Source organism: Rhodococcus sp. 27YEA6 (genome assembly GCF_044908235.1).
In the GTDB taxonomy this organism is placed as follows: Bacteria; Actinomycetota; Actinomycetes; order Mycobacteriales; family Mycobacteriaceae; genus Rhodococcus_F; species Rhodococcus_F qingshengii.
The window spans coordinates 15381-42275 of sequence record NZ_JBIYCY010000004.1 but is presented as its reverse complement, the minus strand read 5'-3'; the positions used below and the strand labels follow the sequence as shown (position 1 = coordinate 42275).

The 26895-nt window shown below is 62.7% G+C and carries 25 protein-coding genes; 17 read left to right on the top strand and 8 right to left on the bottom strand.

All coding sequences use genetic code 11. From position 1 onward, the window contains the following. The first annotated feature begins 31 nt into the window (after positions 1–31). The 3 genes from uvrB to ABH939_RS12900 all read left to right on the top strand — a co-directional run bounded on the left by uvrB (position 32) and on the right by ABH939_RS12900 (position 3756). Entirely contained in the window at positions 32–2194 is a 2163-nt protein-coding gene (gene uvrB / locus ABH939_RS12910; protein WP_007728743.1) for an excinuclease ABC subunit UvrB, read from the top strand. 45 nt (positions 2195–2239) lie between these two features. Beyond that, positions 2240–3115, top strand: coding sequence for a hypothetical protein (locus tag ABH939_RS12905; RefSeq protein WP_404649684.1), 876 nt, complete (start codon positions 2240–2242; stop codon positions 3113–3115). Positions 3116–3303: 188 nt separating this feature from the next. Beyond that, positions 3304–3756 (top strand): universal stress protein, encoded by a 453-nt coding sequence (locus ABH939_RS12900; protein ID WP_003944055.1) that lies wholly within the window; start codon positions 3304–3306, stop codon positions 3754–3756. Between the two features lies 1 nt (position 3757). Here the strand turns inward: ABH939_RS12900 and ABH939_RS12895 are convergent, their stop codons facing one another. The 3 genes from ABH939_RS12895 to ABH939_RS12885 all read right to left on the bottom strand — a co-directional run bounded on the left by ABH939_RS12895 (position 3758) and on the right by ABH939_RS12885 (position 7649). Continuing rightward, entirely contained in the window at positions 3758–4219 is a 462-nt protein-coding gene (locus ABH939_RS12895; protein ID WP_404649683.1) for a hypothetical protein, read from the bottom strand. An 83-nt stretch (positions 4220–4302) separates the two neighbouring features. Then, positions 4303–6585, bottom strand: coding sequence for an ATP-binding domain-containing protein (locus ABH939_RS12890; protein ID WP_007728751.1), 2283 nt, complete (start codon positions 6583–6585; stop codon positions 4303–4305). A 131-nt stretch (positions 6586–6716) separates the two neighbouring features. Next, entirely contained in the window at positions 6717–7649 is a 933-nt protein-coding gene (locus ABH939_RS12885; RefSeq protein WP_003944048.1) for a DoxX family protein, read from the bottom strand. Between the two features lie 217 nt (positions 7650–7866). On the opposite strand from ABH939_RS12885, the gene ABH939_RS12880 reads away from it, so the two are divergent. Next, positions 7867–8259, top strand: a complete 393-nt coding sequence (locus ABH939_RS12880) for a DUF2716 domain-containing protein (protein ID WP_404649682.1) — start codon at positions 7867–7869, stop codon at positions 8257–8259. Positions 8260–8287: 28 nt separating this feature from the next. Here the strand turns inward: ABH939_RS12880 and ABH939_RS12875 are convergent, their stop codons facing one another. Then, the gene (locus tag ABH939_RS12875) at positions 8288–8974 is read right to left on the bottom strand and encodes an MBL fold metallo-hydrolase (RefSeq protein ID WP_404649681.1); all 687 of its coding nucleotides are present in this window, start codon (positions 8972–8974) and stop codon (positions 8288–8290) included. 174 nt (positions 8975–9148) lie between these two features. On the opposite strand from ABH939_RS12875, the gene uvrA reads away from it, so the two are divergent. Further along, positions 9149–12109: an excinuclease ABC subunit UvrA gene (gene uvrA / locus ABH939_RS12870; RefSeq protein ID WP_024487477.1), complete on the top strand. Its 2961-nt coding sequence runs from the start codon at positions 9149–9151 to the stop codon at positions 12107–12109. A 72-nt stretch (positions 12110–12181) separates the two neighbouring features. On the opposite strand, the gene ABH939_RS12865 is transcribed toward uvrA, so the two are convergent. Next, positions 12182–12889: an alpha/beta fold hydrolase gene (locus tag ABH939_RS12865; RefSeq protein ID WP_404649680.1), complete on the bottom strand. Its 708-nt coding sequence runs from the start codon at positions 12887–12889 to the stop codon at positions 12182–12184. Positions 12890–12969: 80 nt separating this feature from the next. On the opposite strand from ABH939_RS12865, the gene ABH939_RS12860 reads away from it, so the two are divergent. Continuing rightward, a complete protein-coding gene (locus ABH939_RS12860; RefSeq protein ID WP_007736264.1) occupies positions 12970–13680 on the top strand; it encodes a YafY family protein in 711 nt (236 codons plus the stop codon). A gap of 5 nt (positions 13681–13685) precedes the next feature. Here ABH939_RS12860 and ABH939_RS12855 read toward each other — a convergent pair whose 3' ends face one another. Continuing rightward, positions 13686–14102, bottom strand: coding sequence for a DUF1801 domain-containing protein (locus ABH939_RS12855; protein WP_007736263.1), 417 nt, complete (start codon positions 14100–14102; stop codon positions 13686–13688). Between the two features lies 1 nt (position 14103). Beyond that, positions 14104–14472, bottom strand: coding sequence for a DUF1844 domain-containing protein (locus ABH939_RS12850; RefSeq protein WP_007736262.1), 369 nt, complete (start codon positions 14470–14472; stop codon positions 14104–14106). A 369-nt stretch (positions 14473–14841) separates the two neighbouring features. Between ABH939_RS12850 and infC the strand changes: the two genes are divergently transcribed. The 6 genes from infC to pheT all read left to right on the top strand — a co-directional run bounded on the left by infC (position 14842) and on the right by pheT (position 20867). Continuing rightward, on the top strand, positions 14842–15534 hold the full coding sequence (infC, locus tag ABH939_RS12845; RefSeq protein ID WP_003944008.1) for a translation initiation factor IF-3: 693 nt from the start codon (positions 14842–14844) through the stop codon (positions 15532–15534). A gap of 43 nt (positions 15535–15577) precedes the next feature. After that, positions 15578–15772, top strand: a complete 195-nt coding sequence (rpmI, locus tag ABH939_RS12840) for a 50S ribosomal protein L35 (RefSeq protein WP_003944043.1) — start codon at positions 15578–15580, stop codon at positions 15770–15772. Between the two features lie 63 nt (positions 15773–15835). Continuing rightward, on the top strand, positions 15836–16225 hold the full coding sequence (rplT, locus tag ABH939_RS12835) for a 50S ribosomal protein L20 (RefSeq protein WP_003944011.1): 390 nt from the start codon (positions 15836–15838) through the stop codon (positions 16223–16225). Positions 16226–16248: 23 nt separating this feature from the next. Next, positions 16249–17079: a TrmH family RNA methyltransferase gene (locus ABH939_RS12830; protein ID WP_404649679.1), complete on the top strand. Its 831-nt coding sequence runs from the start codon at positions 16249–16251 to the stop codon at positions 17077–17079. Positions 17080–17249: 170 nt separating this feature from the next. Then, positions 17250–18320, top strand: coding sequence for a phenylalanine--tRNA ligase subunit alpha (gene pheS / locus ABH939_RS12825; protein ID WP_003944109.1), 1071 nt, complete (start codon positions 17250–17252; stop codon positions 18318–18320). Between the two features lie 60 nt (positions 18321–18380). Then, a complete protein-coding gene (gene pheT, locus ABH939_RS12820) occupies positions 18381–20867 on the top strand; it encodes a phenylalanine--tRNA ligase subunit beta (protein WP_047270468.1) in 2487 nt (828 codons plus the stop codon). A 58-nt stretch (positions 20868–20925) separates the two neighbouring features. Here pheT and ABH939_RS12815 read toward each other — a convergent pair whose 3' ends face one another. Further along, a complete protein-coding gene (locus ABH939_RS12815; protein WP_404649678.1) occupies positions 20926–21987 on the bottom strand; it encodes an Lrp/AsnC family transcriptional regulator in 1062 nt (353 codons plus the stop codon). Between the two features lie 56 nt (positions 21988–22043). Between ABH939_RS12815 and ABH939_RS12810 the strand changes: the two genes are divergently transcribed. From ABH939_RS12810 to argC, 5 genes are all read left to right on the top strand, one after another. After that, positions 22044–23363 (top strand): NAD(P)/FAD-dependent oxidoreductase, encoded by a 1320-nt coding sequence (locus tag ABH939_RS12810; protein ID WP_058227019.1) that lies wholly within the window; start codon positions 22044–22046, stop codon positions 23361–23363. After that, positions 23363–24274, top strand: coding sequence for a bile acid:sodium symporter family protein (locus tag ABH939_RS12805; protein WP_047270476.1), 912 nt, complete (start codon positions 23363–23365; stop codon positions 24272–24274). The genes ABH939_RS12810 and ABH939_RS12805 overlap by 1 nt, the downstream gene beginning before the upstream one ends. Next, positions 24271–25206 carry an SDR family oxidoreductase gene (locus ABH939_RS12800; protein WP_058227020.1) on the top strand — a complete coding sequence of 312 codons (936 nt, stop codon included), beginning with the start codon at positions 24271–24273 and terminating at the stop codon, positions 25204–25206. Before ABH939_RS12805 ends, ABH939_RS12800 begins: the two co-directional genes overlap by 4 nt. A 117-nt stretch (positions 25207–25323) precedes the next feature. Next, positions 25324–25785 (top strand): hypothetical protein, encoded by a 462-nt coding sequence (locus ABH939_RS12795; RefSeq protein ID WP_404649677.1) that lies wholly within the window; start codon positions 25324–25326, stop codon positions 25783–25785. A 38-nt stretch (positions 25786–25823) separates the two neighbouring features. Then, entirely contained in the window at positions 25824–26894 is a 1071-nt protein-coding gene (gene argC / locus ABH939_RS12790; RefSeq protein WP_162114721.1) for an N-acetyl-gamma-glutamyl-phosphate reductase, read from the top strand. The last annotated feature ends 1 nt before the right edge of the window (position 26895 follow it).

Below are 26895 nucleotides of genomic sequence, written 5' to 3'. Positions count from 1 at the left end.
TTGTGTCGGTAGGTGCGCTTACCCTGGTTTCATGGCGTTTGCTTCCGAACATCCCGTGGTCGCGCATTCCGAGTTTCGGCCGGTTGGTGACATCGAGCGCTCAGACGCGCGCTTCGAGGTCGTCAGCCCGTACGAACCGGCAGGCGATCAGCCGGCAGCTATCGCCGAGCTGGAGAAACGGATCAACGAGGGGGAGAAGGACGTAGTCCTCCTCGGTGCGACCGGTACCGGTAAGTCGGCCACGACTGCGTGGTTGATCGAGAAGCTGCAGCGCCCAGCTCTGGTGATGGCTCCGAACAAGACTTTGGCGGCTCAGCTCGCGAACGAGCTTCGGGAAATGCTACCCAACAACGCGGTCGAGTACTTCGTCTCGTACTACGACTACTACCAACCCGAGGCGTACATCGCCCAGACGGACACCTACATCGAGAAGGATTCGTCCGTCAACGACGATGTCGAGCGGCTGCGCCACTCGGCGACGTCCAGCCTTCTGTCACGACGGGACGTGGTCGTGGTGGCCTCGGTGTCGTGCATCTACGGCCTCGGTACACCGCAGTCGTACCTCGATCGCTCGATTCAGCTGGACGTCGGTGTGGAGGTACCGCGGGATGCGTTCCTGCGTCTGCTCGTCGACGTTCAGTACAACCGCAACGACATGGCGTTCACGCGAGGTTCGTTCCGCGTGCGCGGCGACACGGTCGAGATCATTCCGTCGTACGAAGAGCTGGCGGTCCGCATCGAATTCTTCGGTGACGAGATCGAGGCACTGTACTACCTCCATCCACTGACTGGTGACATCGTTCGCCAGGTCGACACGGTTCGTATCTTCCCGGCGACGCACTACGTCGCCGGCCCTGAACGCATGGAGCGTGCCGCCAAGGACATCGAGGCGGAACTCGAAGAGCGACTCGCCGAACTCGAAGGCAAGGGCAAGCTCCTCGAGGCTCAGCGTCTGCGCATGCGTACGCAATACGACCTCGAGATGATCAAACAGGTCGGATTCTGCTCCGGCATCGAGAACTACTCGCGCCACATCGACGGCCGTGGCCCTGGAACTGCCCCCGCAACCTTGATCGACTACTTCCCGGAAGATTTCCTTCTGGTCATCGACGAGTCGCACGTGACGGTTCCTCAGATCGGCGCCATGTACGAGGGCGATATGTCGCGCAAGCGAAACCTGGTCGAGTTCGGATTCCGGCTACCGTCGGCAACAGACAACCGCCCTCTGACTTGGGAAGAATTCAGTCAGCGGATCGGTCAGACCGTCTACTTGTCGGCGACACCAGGTAAGTACGAGTTGGGTCAGTCCGGCGGTGAGTTCGTCGAGCAGGTGATCCGCCCGACCGGATTGATCGATCCCGAGGTCATCGTCAAACCCACCAAGGGACAGATCGACGATCTCGTTCACGAAATCCGCGAGCGAGCGGAACGTGACGAGCGTGTGCTGGTCACGACGTTGACCAAGAAGATGTCGGAAGATCTGACCGATTACCTGCTCGAACTCGGTATTCGCGTCCGCTACCTGCACTCGGATATCGATACGCTCCGGCGAGTCGAGTTGCTCCGTCAGCTCCGCCTGGGGGAGTACGACGTGCTGGTCGGCATCAACCTCCTGCGTGAGGGACTCGACCTTCCCGAGGTGTCGCTGGTCGCGATTCTCGATGCCGACAAAGAAGGTTTCCTACGTAGCTCCACCAGCCTCATTCAGACGATCGGCCGAGCGGCTCGAAATGTATCCGGTCAAGTGCACATGTATGCGGACAAGATCACCGCTTCCATGGCGCAGGCCATCGAGGAAACCGAGCGACGACGCGAGAAGCAGGTCGCCTACAACGAGAAGATGGGCGTCGACCCACAACCTCTACGCAAGAAGATCGCGGACATTCTCGATCAGGTGTACGAGGAGGCAGAGGACACTGCGGCGTCCGTGGACGTCGGTGGTTCGGGTCGCAATGCGACGCGTGGTCGGCGTGCGCAGGGTGAGGCCGGTCGTGCGGTCAGTGCGGGTGTGTACGAGGGGCGCGACACCAAATCGATGCCTCGGGCCGAATTGGCAGATCTGGTCAAGGAACTCACCGATCAGATGATGAACGCTGCACGTGACCTTCAGTTCGAGTTGGCTGGGCGATTGCGAGACGAAATCTCGGATTTGAAGAAGGAGCTTCGAGGAATGGACGCCGCGGGTCTCAAGTAGGTCGCCTCGCGTGCGTTCGTGCTTTCGACCGCTACGGTTTCAGGTATGGATGCACAGACTGCAGGCAAGACCGCGCGGACTCTCGAACTTCTCCATTCCTTGGCGTACTTCGTCCCGGAGACAGAGAAGGAACTTGTCGGCGTCGGGTTGGAGCCTGGCCGAATGGTGTACTTTGCCGGGCGATCAGCTCCGCTCGGCGCTCCACCCGCGACTGTCGTCACGGCCACCTTCTTCAACTTCAATCCTGAATTGATCGCCAGTGTCATCCCACGTGCCTGGGAATTGGCAAGGGCCACAGAGGTTGTCGCCGCGCGGTATCGGGCAGTCGACGCGGCGTACGTCCGCCTGTTCGGTGCGGACGTGACAGGATCGGCAGACATGGCCGAGGCCGCCGAACTCGTGTCGATCGCGGCTCAGAACATCCCCGGAGTGGACGGCCGCCCTCTGTACGCGGGTTGGGCGTCGCTCGACTGGCCGGCCGAACCGCACCTGCGTTTCTGGCACGCGCTGACACTGCTGCGTGAGTATCGCGGTGACGGCCACATTGCGGCCCTTCAGACCGCGGGATTGAACGGCCTGGACGCGTTGATCACGCACACCGCGACGGGAATCGGGTTTCAGCGCAAATTCGCGCAGACTCGCCGTGGATGGTCGCAGGAACAGTGGGACGAGGCCGTCGAGAGTTTGAAGGACCGCGAACTGCTGGATCGTTCGTCCGGTGCGCTGACCGAGGACGGGCAGGACTTGCGTGACGTCGTCGAAGACCTGACGGACGACCTCGCTTTGGCTCCGTGGGATGCGCTGGGTGAGGAGGGTGCCAAGCGGTTGCTGGAATTGGCGACGCCGTGGCGTACCGCCCTGGTCGAGCAGGAAGTATTTCCGGCGGCGCTGTTCGGGCCCCGCTTTGGCAAACTTCGCTGAGTGGTCACCACCGAACAAATGTGTCTGTGACGAAGAATCACATTCACTGTGGGCTTGTGGCGTGTACTGCAAATAACACTATCCGCGGCACAATCCCGCTAATGTCAGCGCAGCGGTTGTCGAGCGGGCGCAACAGCGTTGCGCCCGGTGCCGGCCGTACCGTCCGTCCCGTAACCATGGAGGAATGAATGAGTGCCTACCGGACCGTTGTCGTAGGAACCGATGGCTCCGAGTCGTCACTGAAGGCAGTCGACAGAGCTGCCGCCATTGCCAGTGGCTCGGACGCTCAGCTCGTCATCGCGTGTGCGTACTACCCGGCTGATCCCAAGGACGTGAGCGCTGCCGCTGATGCGTTGGGTAACGAGGCCTACCAGGTCACCGGTTCCGCTCCGACCTACGAGATCCTTCGCACCGCTCGTGAGCGCGCACATGCCCAGGGGGCAAAGGATGTTGTCGAGCGCGCCGTCGTCGGCGCTCCCGTCGAATCGCTTCTCGCTTTGCTCGACGAGGTGAAGGGCGACTTGCTGGTCGTCGGAAATCGCGGATTGAACACGTTGACCGGGCGTCTACTCGGATCGGTGCCTTCCGATGCCGCTCGCAAGGCGACGTCCGATGTCCTGATCGTGCACACCGTTCGCTGAACTACCGGCAGTAGTCGGCCTCGGCCGCATCGACGAACACTTCAGCCAGCTGATCGGCGCTGGGGGGTGTTGTCGATGCGGCCGAGCCGTTTCCGGAGGTGACCATTGGTTCGCTTGCTCCGTTCAGCGATACCGCCCGCAGATTCGCGATGATCATCGCTCGATCCGTTCCGGCCGCGAGCTGCTGGCAGACGCCGTCACCGAGCGCCTGCAACATGTCGTCGGAAAAGGCGGACGTGACCCCGGTAGACGCAAGCGCCGCCCGCAGCCTTTCTGCCTCGTCTACCGGTTTTTCGGTCGGTGCGGCAGCAACAGCAGCGATGTCGTCGCTGCCTGCAGTAGCCGTCGAACTCGAATCATCCTCTGAGCAACCGGCTGTCACCGCCGCAAGCATCCCGACGCCGATCACCACGCGAGCGATCTTGCGGATGGGTGCGGCGGAACTTGCGGGCAGGCCAAGCACGAGGGGTCATTCCTTCAGTCGTCGACACAAATTGGAGTGACACCACCATTCGTGGTGTCACGCACGAACCTACTCCGTGATGCTCACGAATCGAAGGCCAACTCTGCTGCTTCGACGCCGTCGAGAACCGAGGGGAGCGACTCGACGTGAATGATGCCGAGCCTCTGGGTAGCGCGGGTCAATGCGACGTAGAGGTCGTTCATTCCGCGTGGTGACTCGTCGAGAATGTCGGCAGGTTCGACGATCAACACTGTGTCGAACTCGAGTCCCTTGACGTCCTTGACGGACAGGACGCTTACGGTGTCACTCGCAATGCCCGCCAGATCGGCAACGACCTCGGAACCGGCGATCACTGCGGTGATACCGGGATGCGACTCGGACTCGATGCAACGGCGCACGGTCGATTCCAATTCTTCGGCCGTGGTCTTGAGCGCCCACGGCGCGAATCCGCTGTCGCGTACCGACCGGGGCACGGATTGCTCCGGGTCGATCTCTTCGAGCACACGGTGCGCGACATCCATGATCTCCGAGGGAGTTCGGTAGTTGACGGTCAGTTCGGTGAGCTTCCAGCGCTTGGCGACGTAAGGCTCGAGAATCTTCTGCCAGGACGAAGTTCCCGCGGGATCACCGGTCTGAGCTGTATCGCCGACCAACGTCATCCAGCGATTCGGTATGCGTCGCATCAGCATTCGCCACGCCATTTCGGAGAGCTCTTGGGCTTCGTCGACGATCACGTGACCGTAGGTCCAGGTTCGGTCGCCGGCAGCGCGTTCTGCCGTGGTCTGGCGCTGGCCCTGATCGTGGCGTTGGGCGAGTTGGCTGGCGTCGATCAAGTCGTACGCCATCAAGATCTCGGGATCCATCTCGTCTTCGAGATCCTGTGGTGCAGACCCGGTGAGGATGTCGAGGGCGCCCTGGGCGTCGGCGATCTGCGCGCGCCATTCACGTTGTGCGCGTTCGCGTTCGGCGGCGTCGTCGACGCCGAGAATCTCGGCCAGTTCGTCGAGCAGGGGAGCATCGGCCGCACTGAAACCCGGTCCGACGCTCTGCAGAAGCTCGTCGCGTTGGGCGTCGTCGAGTTGCGGCGCTGCCTTGGCCAACCTCGCCGGCGACGTCCACAGTTCCGCGAGGATTTGCTGCGGCGACAATTCGGGCCACAGCTTTCCGATGGCGGACATGATGTCAGGGTCCTCACGCATCTCGTCGCGAATGTCGGCGATGTCGTCCCGACTGAGGAGTGACCCACCGTCGACGAGGTTTCCGCCGATGAGTTCGGCCATCTGCAGTGCCAACGCCTCGATGACTGCTGCCACGAAGATCGGGCGCGCCAGGTTGTGTGGGCGACGCGACGACCGAGCGCGCCCGCGCGCCTTCGTGACAGTCTTGCGATCCAGTTTCAAGTCGTACGTGTCGAATCGAAGGGTTATCGGCTTCGACGGAACTTCCTGCCGATCCCGGACGGCGTTCTTGAGTACGTCGAGGATCGCGAGGGAACCCTTGATCTCACCGGCGGCGAGGGAATCCGTACGAGTCGCACGCACTCCGGGGTACAGGTCCCCGATCGTCGAGAGTAGAACTCCGGTCTCACCGAGTGAAGGAAGGACCTGGCTGATGTAGTCGAGGAACGTCGCGTTCGGCCCGATGATGAGAACACCGGCTTTGGCCAGTTGCTGGCGGTAGGTGTAGAGCAAGAAGGCGGCACGGTGAAGGGCGACTGCGGTTTTGCCGGTACCCGGACCGCCCTGGACCACCAGAACGCTTTTGTGCTCGGAGCGGATGATGGCATCCTGCTCACTCTGAATGGTCTCGACGATGTCGTTCATCTGACCCGTACGCGCTGCGTTCAGAGCGTCCAGGAGTGCGCTCTCACCGGCGACGCCACCGGCTTCGGTCACCACGCCGGCGGCTCGGGCAGCGTCGAGGTCCAGGTATTCGTCGTTGATTCCGGTGACTGTTCGGCTCCGACTGCGGATATGGCGTCGTCGCTTGACGCCCTCAGGTGCCGCGGGCGTCGCCAGATAGAACGGGCGTGCCATCGGAGCTCGCCAGTCGAGCAGTAGCGTTTCGTAGTCGTTGTCGGTGTCCAGAATTCCGAGTCGGCCGACGTAGCGTCGCTCGTCGTCGAAGTCGATGCGTCCGAAACACATTCCGTTCTCGGCTGCGTCGTACTTGGCGAGATCCTCGGTGTACATGGCATTGAAGGATTCGCGTTCACTGCGTGCTTGCGGGGTTCCGCCGGTCTCGAGGAGCACCGTGCTCAAGCGAGTTTGGGCATACTTTCGAAGATCGTCGAGACGGGAGTACAACATCGTCACGTACTGCTGCTCGAGCTCTTGCTCGTTCAGTGACGGGTCCGCGTCGGGCAAAGGATCTCCTAGGCTTGATGAGAAATTCACGCGCTGCAAAAGCGCCAAGACAGTCTAGTTCCCCCAGATGAACTGCCGCATAGATACAGGTCAGGCCACCCGAAGGTGGCCTGACCGTGTTTTCGGTGCACTCAGTGCGTCAATTCGTCCTTCTTGGCGCGAGCCTTTTCGAGCGCCTTCTCGGCGCGCTTTCGGGCACGCTTACCCAGCACCTCGGTCTGCTCCGACGCCGTTTCGGCCCACTCGTTGCTCTTCTCGAGGGCGAGTTCGGCGAACTCAGAGCTGCGCTTGCTCGCCAGCTCTGCCAGTTCGGCGCTGCGCTCGCGTGCGGTCTCGGCCAGTTCGGAGCCGCGCTTCTGCGCGACTTCGAGGATGTCCGGGCCGCGTTCCTTGGCGACCTCTCCGAATTCCGCGGCTCGCTTGCTCGCGATCTCCGCAAACTCGGAGCTGCGCTCCTTCGCAAGTTCGAGCCAATCCGTGCCGTGTGCCTTCGCGGTTTCGGCAAGCTCGGAACCGCGTTCGGACGCCACCGACAGAGCATGCTCGACGCGATCGCTCGTGTGATCGGTCTGCGATGCGACCAAAGGAAGTGCTGCGGCGATAGACGCCTGGGCCTTCTTCGCGGCGCGACGGCCGCGCCAGCCGAGCGACGGCTTGCCCTCGGTGTCGACGGAGGCGATCATCAGTCCGCCGAGCAAACTGACGTTCTTGATGAAGTTTGTGCGCTGCATCGCTCGCAGTGACGGATCGGTTTCGTTCCAGAAGTCGTGACCGGCAAGCGTGGTCGGTACCAGGCTCCCCGCGAGCACCAACGACGCGAGCCGCGGCGCCTTGCCGGTGGCCAGCAGCGCACCGCCGCCGATCTGGACGGCGGCGTTGATCTTGACGAGTGTTTCCGGATCAGCAGGCACCTTCTGCGTCACTGCTCCTGGCAGCGTCTCGACGGATTTGTCGATCAGCGGTGACGCTTTGGCTGCTCGCTGAGCAGGGTTGCGCAAAGCATCGATTCCCCCGGCGATGAAGATCGTGGAAAGCAGTGGACGAGCAATTCGACGTACCAGCATGTTTCAAGCCTCCCGATGTAGGTTCGTTTTCCACCCTAGCGATCTCACAAGGAATTGGTCCGGTTCGGCGATCCCGGCACGCCTGGCCCGGTCGCCGGATTCCTGGTCGCCGAAGCGCGCTGTACTGCGACGATGACTTCTCCACTGATCCGGACACACCGTTCTGAAGTATCCGTTACCGCGTATCCGCATACGGCGTGTTCGAAGGTGTCACACAATGCACACCGATCAACCACCATGGAGTGGTTGCCACGAAGATATCGCTGAGCCGACGCCGTCCGCGGACTTCGATTCGGGTGCGGCGCCAGCTGCGACTCCAGGGGCGTGGGCCGCTCGCGTGGATGCGATCAACGCCGAAGCGCTGCGCTGTTTTGTCACCGATTGGAACGACGATCCCAACTTCGTCGTTCTGGATTGGCAGCATCCGGGCTACACCTTCGACGCGGAGGCACACGCTGCTGCGAAGGAGCTTGCGGAGTGGCGTGTCCCGGTCTATCCGAACGGTGACTACTACATATTCAGTCGTGACGACTTCACGGAAGGGACTCTGTCGACCTGGCTTCCACGACTTCGAGTCAACGGTGAACAGGTCGACAGCCAAGTCGGTTAGCTGGGTCCAGTACGGAACAGGTGAAACGTCACCAACCGCGTTCGCGCCACTCCGCCAGGTGCGGGCGCTCGGCGCCGAGCGTCGTGTCCTTGCCATGCCCGGGGTAGACGACGGTCGCGTCGTCGTACCTTCCGAACAGCCTGTTTTCCACGTCGTCGAGCAGAGAAGTGAACTTCTCGGGGTCGGCGGTCTTGCCTACTCCGCCGGGGAAGAGTGAGTCGCCGGTGAAGAGGTGAACCTGTCCGCTCGGTTCGGTGAGAGCCAGCGCGATGGAGCCGGGCGTGTGGCCGGACAGGTGAATGACGTCGAGGCTCAAGTTGCCAACGGTCACCTTGTCGCCGTCTTCGAGGAGTACGTCCGGGGTGACGGGAAGGACCTCTGCGTCGAGGGGGTGCGCGGCGGTCGGCACCTTGGTTGCGGCGTGAACGTCTTCGAGGGCCAACCAGTGATCGCCGTGCTGGTGGGTGGTGACGATGGAATCGAAAACAGGTGCTTCCTGTGCGATGAGCGCGATGATCTTCTCGGCTTCGTTGGCCGCATCGATCAGGAGAGATTTCCTGGTCGTGGAACAGACGACGAGGTAAGTGTTGTTGTCCATGGGGCCGACCGACATCTTCGTGATGACGGCGCCTTCGACCGTGCGCCGCTGAGGGGCAGAATCGGGGGAGAGCTGACCGGTGTAGGAGTCGTCGATCACGATGGGCTGATTCGTCATGAAACGCAGGCTACCTTCGAATAGGGGCAGGTAGAGCGATGGGCTCGCCTGGTGAGAAAAACGTGTCGGTGGCTCGGCCTACGATGACGATCGCTCGAGGACTCGCGTTTGCGAGGCCACTCGAGACTTCTCCGGGGGGACGGCCCCGGACGATTGACAATGAAGGGAATTGGTGTGGCGGATCGCCTGATCGTGCGGGGTGCGCGTGAGCACAATCTGCGAGGAGTCGATCTCGACCTCCCGCGAGACAGCCTGATCGTCTTCACCGGGTTGTCCGGCTCCGGCAAGTCCAGCCTCGCGTTCGACACGATCTTCGCCGAAGGTCAGCGCCGCTACGTCGAGTCGCTCTCGGCATACGCGCGTCAGTTCCTCGGTCAGATGGACAAGCCGGATGTGGACTTCATCGAGGGATTGTCTCCTGCGGTGTCGATCGACCAGAAGTCGACCAACCGCAACCCCCGTTCGACGGTGGGCACCATTACCGAGGTCTACGACTACCTCCGACTTCTCTATGCCCGCGCAGGTTCGGCGCACTGCCCGGTGTGTGGTGAGAAGATCGCACGTCAGACGCCCCAGCAGATCGTCGACCAGGTGCTCGAGATGGAGGAGGGCATCAAGTTCCAGGTCCTCGCACCAGTGGTCCGTACTCGTAAGGGCGAGTTCGTCGATCTCTTCGATCAGCTCAACACCCAGGGCTACTCGCGAGTGCGCGTCGACGGTGTCGTCCATTCGCTGGCGGATCCGCCGAAGCTCAAGAAGCAGGAAAAGCACGACATCGAAGTAGTGGTCGACCGATTGCAGGTCAAGGCGAGTTCGAAGCAGCGCCTGACCGACTCGGTCGAGACCGCACTTCGCTTGGCTGAAGGCATCGTGGTCCTCGACTTCGTCGACCGTGAAGAAAATGCACCTGATCGTGAGCGTCGTTTCTCCGAGAAGCTGGCCTGCCCGAATGGCCACGCACTCGCGATCGACGATCTCGAACCGCGCTCGTTCTCCTTCAACTCGCCCTACGGCGCCTGCCCGGAATGCACCGGCCTCGGTATCCGCAAGGAGGTCGACCCGGATCTGGTGGTTCCCGATCCCGACCTGAGTCTCGAAGACGGAGCAATCGCGCCGTGGTCGATGGGCCAGAGTTCGGAGTACTTCGGACGGTTGCTCTCCGGCCTCGGCGACATCCTCGGTTTCGACATGAAGACGCCGTGGAACAAGTTGCCGGCGAAGGCCCGTAAAGCAATCCTCGAAGGCAGCGAGGAGCAGGTTCACGTCCGGTACAAGAATCGGTACGGCCGTACCCGTTCTTACTACGCGGAGTTCGAAGGTGTGATGCCGTTCCTGCATCGCCGGCTCGAGCAGACCGAATCGGATCAGATGAAGGAACGGTACGACGGGTACATGCGCGACACGCCGTGCCCGGCGTGTGGTGGTGCTCGCCTGCGCCCGGAAATCCTGTCGGTAACTATCGCGGCGGGAGACTTCGGCAGTAAGTCCATCGCCGAGGTCTGTGAACTGTCGATCTCCGATTGCGCGGACTTCTTGAACAGCCTCACTCTCGGTTCGCGCGAAGAGGCGATTGCGGGTCAGGTCCTCAAGGAAGTTCAGGCACGACTCGGGTTCCTGCTCGACGTCGGCTTGGAATACCTTTCCCTCTCGCGTGCCGCTGGCACGTTGTCCGGTGGCGAGGCCCAGCGAATCCGCTTGGCAACGCAGATCGGTTCCGGACTCGTCGGCGTGCTGTATGTACTCGACGAGCCGTCCATCGGCCTGCATCAGCGTGACAATCGACGACTGATCGAAACCCTGACGCGCTTGCGCGACCTCGGCAACACGCTGATCGTCGTCGAGCACGACGAAGACACGATCCGTACATCCGACTGGGTAGTCGACATCGGACCGTACGCCGGCGAGCACGGCGGCAAGGTCGTCCACAGCGGGCCATACGAAGAACTGCTGACGTGTGAAGAATCTCTGACCGGCGCCTACCTGTCAGGTCGTAGCTTCATCGAGGTTCCGGCCATTCGTCGACCGGTGGACCGCAAACGCCAGGTCACGGTCGTCGGAGCTCGCGAGCACAATCTCGACGGCATCGACGTGAGTTTCCCGCTGGGTGTTCTCACTGCTGTCACCGGTGTCTCCGGTTCGGGCAAGTCGACGTTGGTCAACGACATCCTCGCGACCGTCATGGCGAACAAACTCAACGGTGCACGCCAGGTACCTGGGCGTCACACACGAATCAACGGTCTCGATCAGCTGGACAAGCTCGTGCAGGTCGATCAGTCTCCGATCGGCCGGACTCCACGATCGAACGCGGCGACGTACACCGGCGTGTTCGACAAGATCCGAACCCTGTTCGCGGCCACCACGGAAGCGAAAGTCCGCGGTTACCAGCCCGGCCGATTCTCGTTCAACGTCAAGGGCGGACGCTGCGAGGCGTGCTCCGGCGACGGAACGCTGAAGATCGAGATGAATTTCCTGCCGGACGTGTACGTGCCCTGCGAGGTATGCCACGGCGCCCGGTACAACCGCGAAACGCTCGAGGTCCACTACAAGGGCAAGTCGATCGCCGAGGTACTCGACATGCCTATCGAGGAAGCAGCCGAGTTCTTCCAGCCGGTCACCTCAATTCACCGGTACCTCAAGACGCTGGTCGACGTCGGCCTGGGCTATGTCCGACTGGGTCAGCCGGCTCCGACTCTGTCCGGTGGTGAAGCGCAGCGCGTCAAGCTCGCCGCCGAATTGCAGAAGCGGTCCACCGGTCGCACGGTGTACATCCTCGACGAGCCCACCACGGGTCTGCATTTCGAGGACATCCGCAAGCTCCTGATCGTGATCAACGGTCTGGTGGACAAGGGCAACAGCGTGATCGTGATCGAGCACAACCTCGACGTGATCAAGACGTCGGACTGGGTCGTCGACATGGGGCCCGAAGGTGGATCCGGCGGCGGAACCGTTGTGGCGCAAGGTACCCCGGAGGACGTTGCCGCGGTCCCCGAGAGCTACACGGGCAAGTTCCTCAGTGAGGTTCTCACCGCACAGCACGCGCCGGTCAAGGCCAAGCCGATCACCAAGAAGCGTGCAACGAAGGCAGTTGCCGCAAAGAAGGCGGCGCCACGGAAGAAAGCTGCTTCCGTGAGCTAGTAGAAGGTGAGCAAGTAGAAGTCGGTCAGTGATGCCGGGTCGGAATCCGATCCGGCATCACTGCTTTGTCGATCAGGAAGCGGCGGCCTCGAGGATCACCTGGGCGACGTCTTCGGGGCGCGACCACATCGGCCAATGGCCGGTCGGGAGGTCGACGTACGTCACGGGGAGTTTCGCCAGTTCGGCGGCCATCGGATGACCTCCGTCGGCCATCTGGGCAATCACCGCGGACGGGAACGTGCTGCAAACGACGGTTGACGGCACCTGGTAGCGCTTTTCGTTCGTCAGGACAATCGGCTCACGCGCCGGCCCGGCCGGTTCGGGGACGGCGTCGGCGCGAAACGCCTCGAGAGCCTTCTCGTCGAGTCCTTCGAGGCTGCTGCCGTCTGCTTCAAGTTCTGCCCACGTCGGCAGCGGTATCTCGACGACGTCAGCGGCCAGATCCGGTCGCAGCGCCGCGCCGTCGGGCATGGGGCCCGAGTCGACGTAGACGATCCGAGCGACGCGATCCGGGATGCGATCGGTGACGGCGTACCCCACCGGGCCGGCGCCGCTGTGTACGACCAAGACCGTGCGCTCGTCGGAGTCCGATACGGCGTCGACGACTGCACGGACGTGAGCGTCGAAGGTGACCGCTGATCGATCTGTGTCTACTGCGTCGAGCCCGGGCAGCGTCAGGCTGGTCACGCGGGTGTCGGAACGTTCGAGGTGTGGGAGTACTGCATCCCAAGCCCATGAACCGAGCCAGAATCCGGGAACAAGAACGATGTGAGTTTTCATGTACTCACAGTGCACCCGGGTTGGTGACAACAGAGTGTCACCAATTATGTCACCGTTTGGTATCGGAATCTGAGACACTGGTGAACGTGAATCGAGCTGCGAGATTGCATGCTCTCGTCGAGGAACTTCGGCGACAGGGCGATCGAGGGACTACGTGCTCCCGATTGTCCGAGGAATTCGGTGTCACCACCCGGACGATCAAGAGGGATATCGAGACGCTGATGATGTCGGGTGCGGCGATCGAAGCGCGCTCAGGCCCCGGGGGTGGTTACCGACTCGTAGGTCGCGCTACGCTACCGCCGGTGAATTTCACTGTTCCGCAAGCAGTTTCGATCGCGTTGGCCTTGACGGCGATGGGTGATGCTCCGTTTGCGCCGGATGGGCGAGCAGCGCTGGCGAAACTGCTCGATGTGATGGACGAGGAGAGTCGTCGCAAGGTCGCGGAGCTCGGTGGCCGCGTGTGGATTCGCGGTGACGGCGGGGCTCTGACGGATTCGCGCGCGAACCGGCAGGCCGTCGAGCAGGGTCTCGAGCAGAGTCGCGTCGTGTCGTTGCACTACGTGGATGGGGACGGTGCGGAGACGGTGCGGGCAGTTGAGCCGCACATTCTGGCGCAGGACCGTGGGCGGTGGTTTCTTATCGGCTGGTGTCGCCAGCGCGACGCGGTGCGGTGGTTTCGACTCGATCGAATGCGTCGGGCCACGCTGACGAACGATCACTTCACACCACGCGATTCGACCGTCTTCGGGCAACCGCCCGAAGACGCTCGGCCTGTTTCTCCCCGTAGGTGAGTGACTCAGTCGATCATGTTGCGGGCTGCGGCAACGGAATCCGTGATCAGTTCGGTCAGGGTCGTCATATCGACGTCGCTCAGCCGTTTGACGTACAGGCAGCCCTTGCCGATTTTGTGCTTGCCGAGGCGAGCGAGCGTGTCGGTGTAGTCGTCGAAGTTCAGCGACAAGTACAACGTGAGCGCGGTGGCCCTGGGGGAGAACCCGATCAGTGGGGTGTCACCTTCGTGGCCACTCGCATATCGGTAGTGCCGTGCCCCGAATCCGATGATGCTCGAGCCCCACATGACAGCAGGCTCGCCGGTTGCGGCCGACAGCAGGGAGATCAGCTCCACGGCGTCGGCGCGTTTGCGGTCGTCGACGCGTGAAATGAATGCGTCGACGTCCTCGGGCGTCGGTTGAGTCTTGTTGGCGGTTGCCAATTCAGTAGACCGGACCGGTGAACTTCTCGCCCGGTCCCTTTCCTGGCTCGTCCGGGTGCGAGGAGGCCTCACGGAATGCGCGCTGCAGGGCTTGGAGGCCTTCACGGATGGGTCCGGCATGAGGGCCGAGGTATTCGACCGACGCAGTCACGAGTCCGGCAAGTGCCGTGATGACTCGACGCGCTTCGTCGAGGTCCAGGTAGGGGCTGGAAGACGGATCGGCGTCGGAGAGGCCGAGTTTTTCGGCAGCCGAACTCATCAGCATCACTGCAGCGCGGCTGATGACCTCGACCGCGGGAACTTCGGAGAGTTCGCGGACGTCGGGGTTCGCGCCGTCGGTGTTCTGTTCTGCCTCGAAGTTCTCACTCATGGATGTAAGGATTCCATCAGGCCGTGACGGTGTTGAATCGGGCCTCTCCCGGCAGTACTGGGAGCGGCACCGATTTCTTTCATCCGTGGCGACCTGTTACTCTTGTTGCAACGACCGCCTCCGACTTGTTCGGGGGCAGCAAGTGGAGTCCGACTCCCACCTCTGCGCGGCAGGTGAAACTGCAGTTCAGTGGTTCCGGTCACCTGTTATCGGAGATCATTCTTCGTCAGGTTCCTCGCTCAGTCGAGGAGATAGGTTTCGGCGTGAGCTGGATCTTATGTGATCGGTCGACATCGGGCCCCGCGGATGAGCAATCATCACAGCGGGGCTTTTTTGTTGGGGTGCGGGCGGTACGGGCTGCGTGCGGTCATGAAGACCGCACCGTTCAACCTAGGAGGCCCCATCAGCACTGAGACCCGCATCAACGATCGTATCCGCGTTCCCGAGGTTCGTTTGGTCGGACCTGGCGGCGAACAGGTAGGCATCGTGCGTGTTGAAGATGCACTCCGCTTGGCCCTTGAGGCCGACCTCGACCTGGTCGAGGTAGCTCCTGACGCCCGTCCACCGGTCTGCAAGATCATGGACTACGGCAAGTTCAAGTACGAGGCTGCACAGAAGGCACGTGAGTCACGTAAGAACCAGCAGCTGACGGTCATCAAGGAGCAGAAGCTCCGACCCAAGATCGACGACCACGACTACGAGACCAAGAAGCGCAACGTCGTTCGCTTCCTCGAAGCCGGTTCCAAGGTCAAGGTCACGATCATGTTCCGCGGACGTGAGCAGTCACGCCCCGAACTCGGCTACCGCCTTCTGCAGCGTCTGGGAGCAGACGTCGCAGATCTCGGATTCGTCGAAACCTCGGCAAAGCAGGACGGCCGAAACATGACGATGGTCCTGGCACCGCACAAGGGCGCCAAGACTCGTGTCAAGGCGCAGGAGAGCGCTCAGGCGCCAGTGGCTCAGGCTGCTCCGCGTCCGGCTCCGGCCGCACCGGCTTCCAGTGAAGCAGCTCCGGAAGCACCGGCGACCGGCGATGCCGCTCCTGAGGCTCCGGCCAGCTAGTCGATTTCCCAAGATCCACCACGTAACAAGAACTGAGGACTCCATGCCCAAGATGAAGAGCCACAGCGGCGCCTCGAAGCGATTCAAGGTGTCCGGCAGCGGAAAGCTCATGCGCCAGAAGGCCGGCCGTCGCCACCTTCTCGAGCACAAGTCCAGCAGGGTTACCCGTCGTCTCGACGGTGTCGCTGTTGTCAGCCCTGACGACGCTCCGCGCATCAAGCGCATGCTCGGCATCTGAGTCGCCCCCTTACTGACCACCCGGGGCCGTACTTTCAGCCCCTAGATTGACAGGATTTTTCAAGTGGCACGCGTAAAGAGGGCGGTCAACGCCCAGAAGAAGCGTCGTTCAATTCTTGCTGCATCCAGCGGCTACCGTGGACAGCGTTCGCGTCTGTACACCAAGGCCAAGGAGCAGCAGCTCCACTCGCTCACCTACGCGTACCGCGACCGTCGTGCGCGCAAGGGCGAGTTCCGCAAGCTGTGGATCACGCGTATCAACGCTGCAGCTCGTGCAAACGACATCACGTACAACCGCCTCATCCAGGGCCTGCGTCTGGCAGAGGTCGACGTCGACCGCAAGATCCTGGCCGAGCTCGCTGTCTCCGATGCCGAGGCCTTTGCCGGCCTGGTCGCACTCGCGAAGGCCGCTCTGCCGGCTGACGTGAACGCTCCTGCCGGAGAAGCAGCCTGATTCACGCATCACAGCAACGGCCCGTGGACCCGCTCACCGAGCGGACTCCGCGGGTCGTTTCTGCTGTCAAGCTCCTGCGCACAGCAGAACGACGCAAAGCAGGACGTTTCCTCGTCGAGGGCGAGAACTCGGTCACCGAACTGTTGAACGGTGCACTCTCGAATGGCGAGGCCCGCCCGGTGCACGACCTCTTCTACACCGAGGACGCAGCCGAGCGCTATCAGCACGTCATCGATCGGGCGCTGACCGCTGGAGTTCGTGTTGCTCTTGTGACCGATCGAGCCATCAAAGCTCTCAGCGATACCGTCACGCCGCCCGGACTCGTTGCCGTCAGCGATCTACTGGATGTACCGCTGAGCGCAGCCGTCCATCAGGAGACCCGCCTGCTCGCAGTGCCGGTCGAGGTCAACGAACCAGGTAACGCGGGCACCGTCATTCGCATCGCAGACGCAGTGGGTGCCGACGCGGCAATCCTCGCCGGCGACAGCGTCGATCCGCATAACGGCAAGGTCGTTCGTTCGTCGGCGGGCAGCCTGTTTCACCTGCCAGTCGTCCGCGATCGAGACACAGTGTCGGTGATCGATCAGATTCGCGCAGCCGGCATTCAGATTCTCGCGACTGCAGCTGACGGCGAGGTCGATCTCGACGAGGCCGACGAGTTGCTGAGCAAGCCGACGGCCTGGCTGTTCGGTAACGAAGCGCACGGTCTCGATCCGGCGATCGCCGCGCAGGCTGATCATCGGGTCAGGATTCCGATCCATGGCCGCGCCGAAAGCTTGAACCTCGCGACAGCGGCGGCAATTTGCCTGTACGCAAGCGCGCGGGTGCAAAATCGCGCCACCGATCACGGCTGAAAACGCACGCGAAGACCTCACGGAATCCCATTTGCGGAAGCCTGAGACAATACAAGAGCAGAGACAATGCTCGAGCGAGTTCGAATGCTCGCTCGCAGTACAAGAAGTAAGCAGTACAAGAAGCACGCAGTACGAGAAGTAAACCGAGAAGCGACAGGAGCGTCACAGCCGTGGCCAAAAATGAGGGCGCGACACCGCCGGAGGTCGACGCGAGTGTACTCACCGAAGAGGCGTTGACCGCTGCGGCTGAGAACGCCGAGAAGGCGCTGGCGGACGCCGCTGACCTGGATGCGCTGGCGCACGTCAAGGTGGAGCACCTGGGGGACAAGTCCCCGATCGCCCTCGCTCGCCGGGGACTCGGCAGCCTTCCGGGCAAGGAAAAGGCGGACGCCGGTAAGCGCGTCAACATCTTCCGCACTCGGATCAACAACGCGTACGACGCTCGTCGTGAGGTCCTCCTCGCCGAGCGTGACGCCGCGGTGTTGGTTGCCGAGGCAATCGACGTCACTCTGCCCTCCGATCGCCACCCCGTCGGGGCGCGTCACCCGATCAGCCTGATTTCCGAGCAGGTCGCCGACGTATTCGTCGCGATGGGTTGGGAAGTTGCCGAGGGTCCGGAGGTGGAGACCGAGCACTTCAACTTCGACGCGCTCAACTTCTTGCCGGATCACCCTGCCCGCACGATGCAGGACACCTTCCACCTGGCACCCGAGAACTCTCGCCAGGTGCTGCGTACCCACACCTCGCCGGTGCAGGTCCGCACGATGCTCTCGCGTGAGGTACCGATCTACGTGGTGTGCCCGGGCCGCACGTTCCGCACCGACGAACTCGATGCGACGCACACGCCTGTCTTCTCGCAGGTCGAGGGCCTGGCCGTCGACAAGGGCCTGACCATGGCCAACCTGCGCGGGACTCTCGACGCGTTCGCTCGTGCCCTTTTCGGCCCCGAGACGCGTACCCGTATGCGCCCCAATTACTTCCCGTTCACGGAACCGTCGGCCGAGGTCGACGTCTGGTTCGCGAACAAGAAGGGCGGCGCAGGCTGGGTCGAGTGGGGCGGCTGCGGCATGGTCAACCCGAACGTTCTGCGCGCCAGCGGTATCGATCCCGACGAGTACTCGGGTTTCGCATTCGGCATGGGCCTCGAGCGGACCCTGCAGTTCCGCAACGGTATCCCGGACATGCGCGACATCGTCGAAGGTGACGTGCGTTTCACGCTGCCCTTCGGTGTCGCAGGCTGACCGATCCGGTCCGCGGAACCTTCACAAAGACTTATCGACAAACGAGAGAGCTGAGCAGACGTGCGAGTAGCGCAATCCTGGCTGACCGAGATCCTGCAGCGGGCAACTCCCAACTGGGAGGTGACCCCGGAAGAGCTGGACGCCGGGTTCGTCCGGGTGGGACTCGAAGTCGAGGAACTCGACACACTCGAGGCGATCGACGGCCCGTTGGTCGTCGGTAAGGTCGTCTCCATCACCGAACTGACCGAGTTCAAGAAGCCGATCCGCTTCTGCCAGGTCGAGGTCGGCGAACCCGAGCCTCGCGGCATCGTCTGTGGCGCGCGCAATTTCAACGAGGGTGACCTCGTCGTCGTTGCGTTGCCCGGCGCGGTGCTGCCCGGCGGATTCGAAATCGCCACTCGCAAGACGTACGGCCAGGTGTCCGACGGCATGATCTGCTCCGTCTCGGAACTCGGTATCGGCAAAGACCATTCGGGCATCTTGGTGCTCGAGCCTGGTACCGCCGAACCCGGCGCGGACGGCAACGAGTTGCTCGGTCTCGGTGACACGATCATCGAACTGAACATCACCCCGGACCGTGGCTACTGCTTCTCGGTCCGCGGTCTCACGCGAGAGCTCGCGTGCGGCTTCGATCTCGAATACGCCGATCCCGCTTCGGTTCCCGCGCACCCGGCTGAGGGTGAAGCCTGGCCGGTGCGCCTCGAACCGGAGTCCAAGGCTTCGCGTTTCGTGATGCGGAAGATCACGGGTATCGATCCGCAGGCAGTGAGCCCGTGGTGGCTGCAGCGTCGACTTCTGCTCTCGGGTGTTCGCCCGATCTCGCCGGCCGTCGACGTCACCAACTACGTGATGCTCGAACTCGGTCAGCCTCTGCACGCGTTCGATGCGACCTCGGTGCAGGGCGACCTGGTGGTCCGTCGCGCCAAGGCGGGGGAGAAGCTGACGACGCTCGACGACGTCGAACGCACGCTCGATCCCGAAGACGTTGTCATCGCCGACGATTCCGGAGTCATCTCGCTGGCTGCCGTCATGGGCGGCGCAACCACCGAGGTGGGAACGGCAACGACGGACATCCTCCTCGAAGGAGCTACTTGGGATCCGCTCGCAGTCTTCAAGACGGCGCGCCGGCACAAGCTGCCGAGTGAGGCGAGCAAGCGTTTCGAGCGCGTCGTCGATCCGGCAATTCCGCTCGCGGCCGTCGACCGCGCAGCCGCTCTGCTGGTCGAGATTGCCGGCGGACGGATCGAACCGGTCCTGACCGACGTGGGCGATGTTGCCCCTCGCGCTGCCATTCGCATGGATATCGACCTGCCCGACCGTGTCGCCGGAGTCACGTACCCCAACGGCACCGCAGCTCGCCGCCTCACCCAGGTTGGCTGCAACGTCGAGGTCGGCGTCAGCGAAGAAGGACACGGCCAGTTGGTCGCGACGCCGCCGTCGTGGCGTCCGGACCTGGTGCAGCCTGCGGACCTCGTCGAGGAAGTTCTTCGCCTCGAAGGTCTCGAGCAGATCCCGTCTGTGCTTCCCGCCGCTCCGGCCGGACGTGGGTTGACTCCGTCGCAGCGGCGAAAGCGCACGGTCTCGAAGGCCGTGGCTCACGCCGGTTACGTCGAGGTCCTTCCTCCGGTCTTCCTGCCGACGAACGTCTTCGACGTCTGGGGCCTCGACGCGGATGATCCGCGCCGCAACACCAGCAAGGTCCTCAACCCGCTCGAAGCCGATCGTCCGGAGTTGGCGACCACGCTGCTCCCGGGTCTGCTGGAGATCCTGGCTCGCAACGCTTCTCGCGGTCAGCGTGATCTGTCGCTGTACGGCATCGCGCAGGTCGTCCTGCCGGGCCCCGACACCAAGCCGGTGGATGCATTGCCGGTGGATCGTCGTCCGACGGACGAGCAGATCGCGAACCTGATCGCGTCGTTGCCGGCTCAGCCCGTGCACATCGCTGCAGTGTTGAGTGGTTTGCGTGAGCCGAGCGGCCCCTGGGGCCCTGGCCGTCAGGCCGAGGCTTCGGACACTTTTGCAGCAGTGCGGGTCATTGCAGCTGCAGCAGGCGTCGAGGTGGAACTGCGTGCGGCGCAGTACCTGCCGTGGCATCCCGGCCGTTGCGCCGAGGTTGTCGTTGACGGCAACGTAGTCGGTCATGCGGGCGAACTGCATCCGGCTGTTCTCGAGCGCGCGGGACTGCCCGCGCGCACCTGCGCACTGGAAATCGATCTCGACGCTTTGCCATTGGTCGAGAACCTGCCCGCTCCGCGCATTTCGCCCTTCCCCGCAGTGCTCCAGGACGTGGCAGTTGTTGTCGATCGCGATATTCCGGCAGCCAAGGTGCAGGAAGCTCTGCGTTCCGGCGGCGGCGAACTTCTCGAAGACATTCGCCTCTTCGACGTCTTCGAGGGCGAGCAGGTCGGTGAAGGCCGCAAGTCGCTCGCGTTCGCGTTGCGATTCCGTGGTGTCGACCGGACGCTGACCGAGGACGAGGCCAGTGCCGCGCGTGATGCGGCAGTGGAGGCGGCTTCCAAGGCCGTCGGTGCGCAGATGCGCGGCTGATTTCCTCAACTGATCACAGAGCCCACGTCCATCCCAGGTGGTCGTGGGCTCTGTCGTGTTATCGGCTTTTCGACTGAGGTGAATCGGAAAGCCACACATCTGGCGCAACGGTGTCCGACCGTCGCCCTTGCTGGTCGAGCACGTGGCCGAGCAGTTTGCGCAGATACAGCACGATGGATCGTTCCGTGACGCAAAGACCCGGAATCTCCTTGCGCAGACGAGTTTCGAATGCATCGAGTTCTGCAGGAGAATGCAGCCACAACTGAACCACCAGGTTGTCGGGGCCGACTACAGCGAAGCAGTTTCGAACTTCCGACGCCCGACTCAGCACTCGTCCCGCCGTATCGAGAAGCTCGGGTTCGACGCGGCACCACAAAGTGGCGAGCACGGGAAGGCCGGCCAGCGGCCGCGCGAATTCACACCGCAGCGCCACCAACCCCGAAGACGTGAGCCGGTCGATCTGGCGTTTGCACGCAGCGGGACTGACACCGATCGCGTCGGCCAACTCCTTCATGGGAGTGCGCCCGTCGTAAGCGAGCTTCGTCAGAACCTTGCGATCCTGTTCGGATATCCCGGTCGGCCGAGCGCGCACGGCAGGACGGTTTTCGCTGGTGGTCAGCACACCCTTCTCGGACGGTGCCAGCGCATTGAGTCTCCATCGCCCACCTTCGGTGAACCAGCGTGTGATGATCGAGGTTCGTGTCGCCAGTACACCGTCGATCGTTGCGACGTCTTCCGAGATGAAGCGCGACATCGACGCCAGATCCGCGGTACCGGCTGTGACGAGCAGATCTGCTCTGCCCGTTGATGCTTCGATGGTCACGGCGTGGGCCGAGCGAGTCAGCCGTGCCGCGACGGTGTCGAGAAGAGCAGGTGAGCAATCGATTTCGATGATCGCTGTGACGATGCTGCCCAGCACCTGTGGCCCTGGAGTGACCGTGACCCAGGCCAACGACGATTCGGAGAGTCGATTCCAACGACGGGCGAGAGTCGCGGCGTCGAGTTCGAGTGGTCCGGCCAACGAAAGCCACTTCGATCGCGGTGCGAGCTGGAGCGCATTGATTATCCTCAGATCGATTTCATCTATCCCGCGACCGTTGCCGGTATCTGGTGCGCTCATAACGTCATTATCCGGCATATTTCTGCAAGATTCGGACTATCTGCGACGCTCGACGGATGATCACAGAGGAGAAGTACGCGCTGATCGGAGCGGGCCCGTCTGGATTGGCCGGCGCGCGAAACCTCGATCGGGCCGGGATAGCGTTCGACGGCTTCGAGAGCCACGACAACGTCGGTGGGCTCTGGGACATCGACAACCCGCACAGCACCGTCTACGAGTCGGCGCACCTCATCTCTTCGAAGGGCACCACCGCATTCGCCGAGTTCCCGATGGCGGATTCGGTGGCCGACTACCCGAGCCACGTGGAACTTGCCGATTATTTCCGCGACTACGCCGATACTCACGATCTTCGCAGGCACTTTGCCTTCGGCACTACCGTCGTCGACGTCTCGCCGGTCGATTCGCTGTGGCAGGTCACCACGCGCAGTCGCAGCGGTGAGACAACAGTCGCGCGGTATCGAGGCGTGATCATCGCGAACGGAACGCTGTCGAAGCCGAACATGCCGACTTTCCGGGGCGACTTCACCGGCACGTTGATGCACACGAGCCAGTACCGCAGCGCCGAGATCTTCCGCGGGAAGAAGGTACTGGTCATCGGGGCGGGCAACAGTGGATGCGACATCGCCGTCGATGCCGTCCACCAGGCCGAGTGCGTCGACCTGAGCGTTCGGCGAGGCTACTACTTCGTCCCCAAGTATCTGTTCGGCCGACCCTCGGACACCTTGAATCAGGGAAAGCCATTGCCGCCGTGGATCAAACAACGCGTCGACACCTTGGTACTCAAGCAGTTCACGGGTGATCCGGTGCGGTTCGGATTTCCGGCACCGGACTACAAGATCTACGAATCGCATCCGGTCGTGAACTCGTTGATCCTGCACCACATCGGGCACGGTGATGTGCACGTGCGCGCCGACGTCGACCGGTTCGAGGGGAAGACGGTGCGGTTTGTCGACGGATCGTCTGCCGACTACGACCTCGTTCTCTGCGCCACGGGGTATCACCTCGACTATCCCTTCATCGCGCGCGAGGACTTGGACTGGTCGGGCGCTGCCCCGGACCTGTTCCTCAACGTCGCGAGTCGCCGCCACGACAATCTCTTTGTTCTCGGCATGGTCGAAGCATCCGGTCTCGGGTGGCAGGGCCGTTTCGAGCAGGCCGAGTTGGTGGCCAAACTGATCACCGCACGTACCGAAGCCCCCGCCGCGGCGCGGGAATTCTCGGCGGCGGCGGCCGGTCCTCCTCCCGATCTGTCCGGGGGATACAAGTACCTGAAGTTGGGACGAATGGCCTACTACGTGAACAAGGACGCCTACCGATCGGCGATCAAGCGACACATCGGACTGCTTGATGCCGCTCTGACGAAGGGAGGACAGTGATGCCGATCGACGACGTGGTGCTCAACTTCAACCCGGGATCGTTGATGATCCTCAACGTGGTGCTGGCCACGATCATGCTGGGGATCGCCCTCGACACCTCGGTCGACGACTTTCGTCGTGCCCTCACCAAACCCAAGGCGATGGCGGTGGGTATTGCTGCGCAGTTCCTGCTGTTGCCGGCAGTGACTTTTCTCCTGACGCTGATTCTCTCGCCGGCTCCGTCGGTAGCACTCGGCATGATCCTGGTGGCGTGCTGCCCGCCAGGGAACATCTCGAACGTCCTGACTCACCGGGCGGGCGGCGACGTCGCACTCTCGGTGTCCATGACGGCGGTGTCGAACGTCCTCGCGATCTTCCTCATGCCGCTCAATCTTGCGTTCTGGGGGAGCCGACGCCCGGAGACCGACGCTCTGTTGCAGTCCGTGAACCTGAATGCGCTCGAGATGGTCGCGCAAATCGCCCTGATCATCGGTGTGCCGTTCGTTCTCGGCATCTGGGCGGCACGAAGGTTTCCGGAGATCGCCGCGAAAGCGCAGCCTTGGGTGAAAAACGGTTCGTTGGTGGCGTTGTTGATCTTCATCGTCGCGGGGGTGTCGGGGAATGCGTCGTACTTCGTCGACTACATCGGGGTGGTACTGCTCGCGGTCTTCCTGCACGACACGGTTGCCCTCGCACTGGGATACTTCTGCGGCGCCGTCACCGGGTTGAACGAATACAGCCGTCGCGCCGTCTCTTTCGAGGTCGGCATCCGCAATGCGGGGCTGGGGCTTGGCCTGGTGTTCACGTTCTTCGACGGTCTCGGTGGCATGGCCGTCGTGGCCGGCTGGTGGGGGATCTGGGACATCATCGCCGGGTTGGCTCTGGCGACGATCTGGTCCAAGCGACGCGCCCGAAAGGCGGTACCGGCATGACCGTCGCACTCGTCACGGGCGGAAACGGGTTCCTGGGTACCGCTGTCATCGACGCACTGATCGCGCAGGGCATCACCGTCGTCTGTGTCGACCTCACGGTCAAGGACACGCCGGACGATCGCATCCGCCGCGTCAGGGCGGACGTCTGCGACCCCACAGAATTGGGGCGGGTGTTCGGTCAGTACCGACCGAACGTCGTGATCCACCTTGCGTCCATCGTGAATCCCGGCAAGAACACGACAGCAGAGCAGGAGTACCGCGTCGACGTCGACGGGACACGAAACGTGCTCGCGGCCTGCGTCGAACACGGGGTTGGACGGATCGTCGTGTCTTCGTCCGGAGCGGCGTACGGCTACCACTCCGACAGCCCACCGTGGATCACCGAGGACGTACCTGTCCGAGGCAACGACGAATTCACATACAGTCGCCACAAACGCCTGGTCGAAGAGATGCTCGCCGAATATCGCGTCGAACACCCGGAGTTGGAACAGGTTGTCTTCCGGATCGGCACGATCTTGGGTGAGAGCGTCGACAATCAGATCACCGCGTTGTTCGATCGCCGCAAGCTGCTCAAGGTTGCCGGGAGCGACAGCCCCTTCGTCTTCGTCTGGCACACCGATGTCGCGGGCGCTTTTGCGGAGGCCGTGACCGGAAACCAAGTGGGCATCTTCAATGTCGCGGGCGACGGCTCGTTGACCGTCGACGAGTTGGCTTCCCGGATGGGCAAGAGCACGGTGACGCTTCCTGCATGGTTGTTGCGAGGCGTTCTACGCGTCGGACGGCGATTGGGCGTAACGGAACACGGTCCGGAGCGCGTCGGATTTCTCCAGTACCGACCGGTTCTCGACAATCGGCGGCTCAAGGAACAGTTCGGATACGTCCCCGAATATTCGAGCGAGGAAGCATTTGCCGCGTATCTCGCGTCACGCTGACCCCTTCGACGGACGGTCGTGGAAGGATCGGAATTGTCCGTCGGCGTTTTCGAGAAGGGACTGACAGTGTCACGAAATGATGGGCCCGAACATGATGGGTCCGAGCACGATGGGTCCGTGCACCAGGTAGTCGAGGCCGCCAGTGCACTCGACGACAAGGACTTCCTCGCGGTCGTCCGCGCAGTGGTCGAGCGTCGTCCGAGCTTGTCGGTCCTTCTTTCCGTGGTGGACACCGCTGCCGCGAGCCTCGAGCCGCACCGTGTAGAGGACGACAACACGATCACGGACGCCGAAGAAGTCGAACTGCCCGACACCGTTGTGGAGGTCGACGAGATCATCGACGTCCCGGCGGTACTTGCGACCGACCCGAGAATTCCCGAACCCGACTACACCGAAGGGGGAGTCCCCACTTTCGACCGTGTTCGGGAGAAGATAGAGGGGCGCTTCGGTACTTCCATAGGTTCGGCCGAATTGGCACACGAGAGTCCTGCCGGAAAGTCCGTCGACGAGCAGTGGGACGAGCGCCAGAAGGCCGCAAAGGCCAAGCTCGAGGAGATTCGACGATCCATGGGTAAGTAATTATGCATTCCGATGCACAATGATGCATACTGTGTGACATGACTGAAGGTGGTACGACCGAGAACGCACGCAAGCCGATCAGAGTCGCCGTTGCCGGCGCCAGTGGGTACGCCGGTGGTGAGGTTCTGCGTCTGCTCCTCGGGCACCCGTCCTACGCCGACGGCAGTCTGGTGATCGGTTCGCTGACCGCCGGTGGCAACGCCGGTTCGACGCTCGGTGAGCATCATCCGCACTTGCTTCCACTCTCTTCGCGGGTACTCGAAGAGACCACTGTCGAGATCCTCTCGGGTCACGACGTCGTCTTCCTCGGTCTCCCACACGGAAATTCGGCTCAGTACGCTAAGTTGCTGCCCGAGTCGACGGTCATCATCGACTGCGGCGCGGACTTCCGGCTGCAGGATTCCGCAGCCTGGGAGAAGTACTACAAGAGCGCTCATGCCGGCACCTGGCCCTACGGTCTTCCTGAATTGCCCGGTGCCCGTGAGAAATTGGTAGGCGCAACCCGCATCGCCGTTCCGGGCTGCTACCCGACGGCAGCGAGCCTCGCACTGGCCCCCGCCGTTGCCGCGGGGATCGTGGACTCACACGTGAACGTGGTTGCGGTCAGTGGCACTTCGGGCGCCGGCCGGGCACCGAAGGCTGATCTGCTGGGTTCCGAGGTCATGGGCTCCGTCCGTGCGTACGGCGTCGGCGGCGTCCATCGCCACACCCCTGAGATCATTCAGAATCTCTCGGCCGCAGGCGGCAAGGACATCAGTGTCTCCTTCACTCCGGTGCTCGCGCCCATGCCGCGCGGCATCCTCGCGACCTGCACGGCAGCCACCACGGCCACCGAAGAGCAGGCACGCGAAATCTACGAAAAGGCATACAACGACGAGCCGTTCATTCATGTGCTGCCTGCCGGCATCTTCCCGCAGACCGGCGCTGTGATCGGATCCAACGCCGTGCAGATCGGGGTCACCGTCGACGCCGACGCCGGTCAGCTCGTTGTCATCTCGGCAATCGACAATCTCACCAAGGGCACCGCCGGTGGCGCGGTGCAATCGATGAATCTCGCCCTTGGCCTACCCGAGACCGCAGGTCTCTCTACCGTGGGAGTAGCTCCGTGAG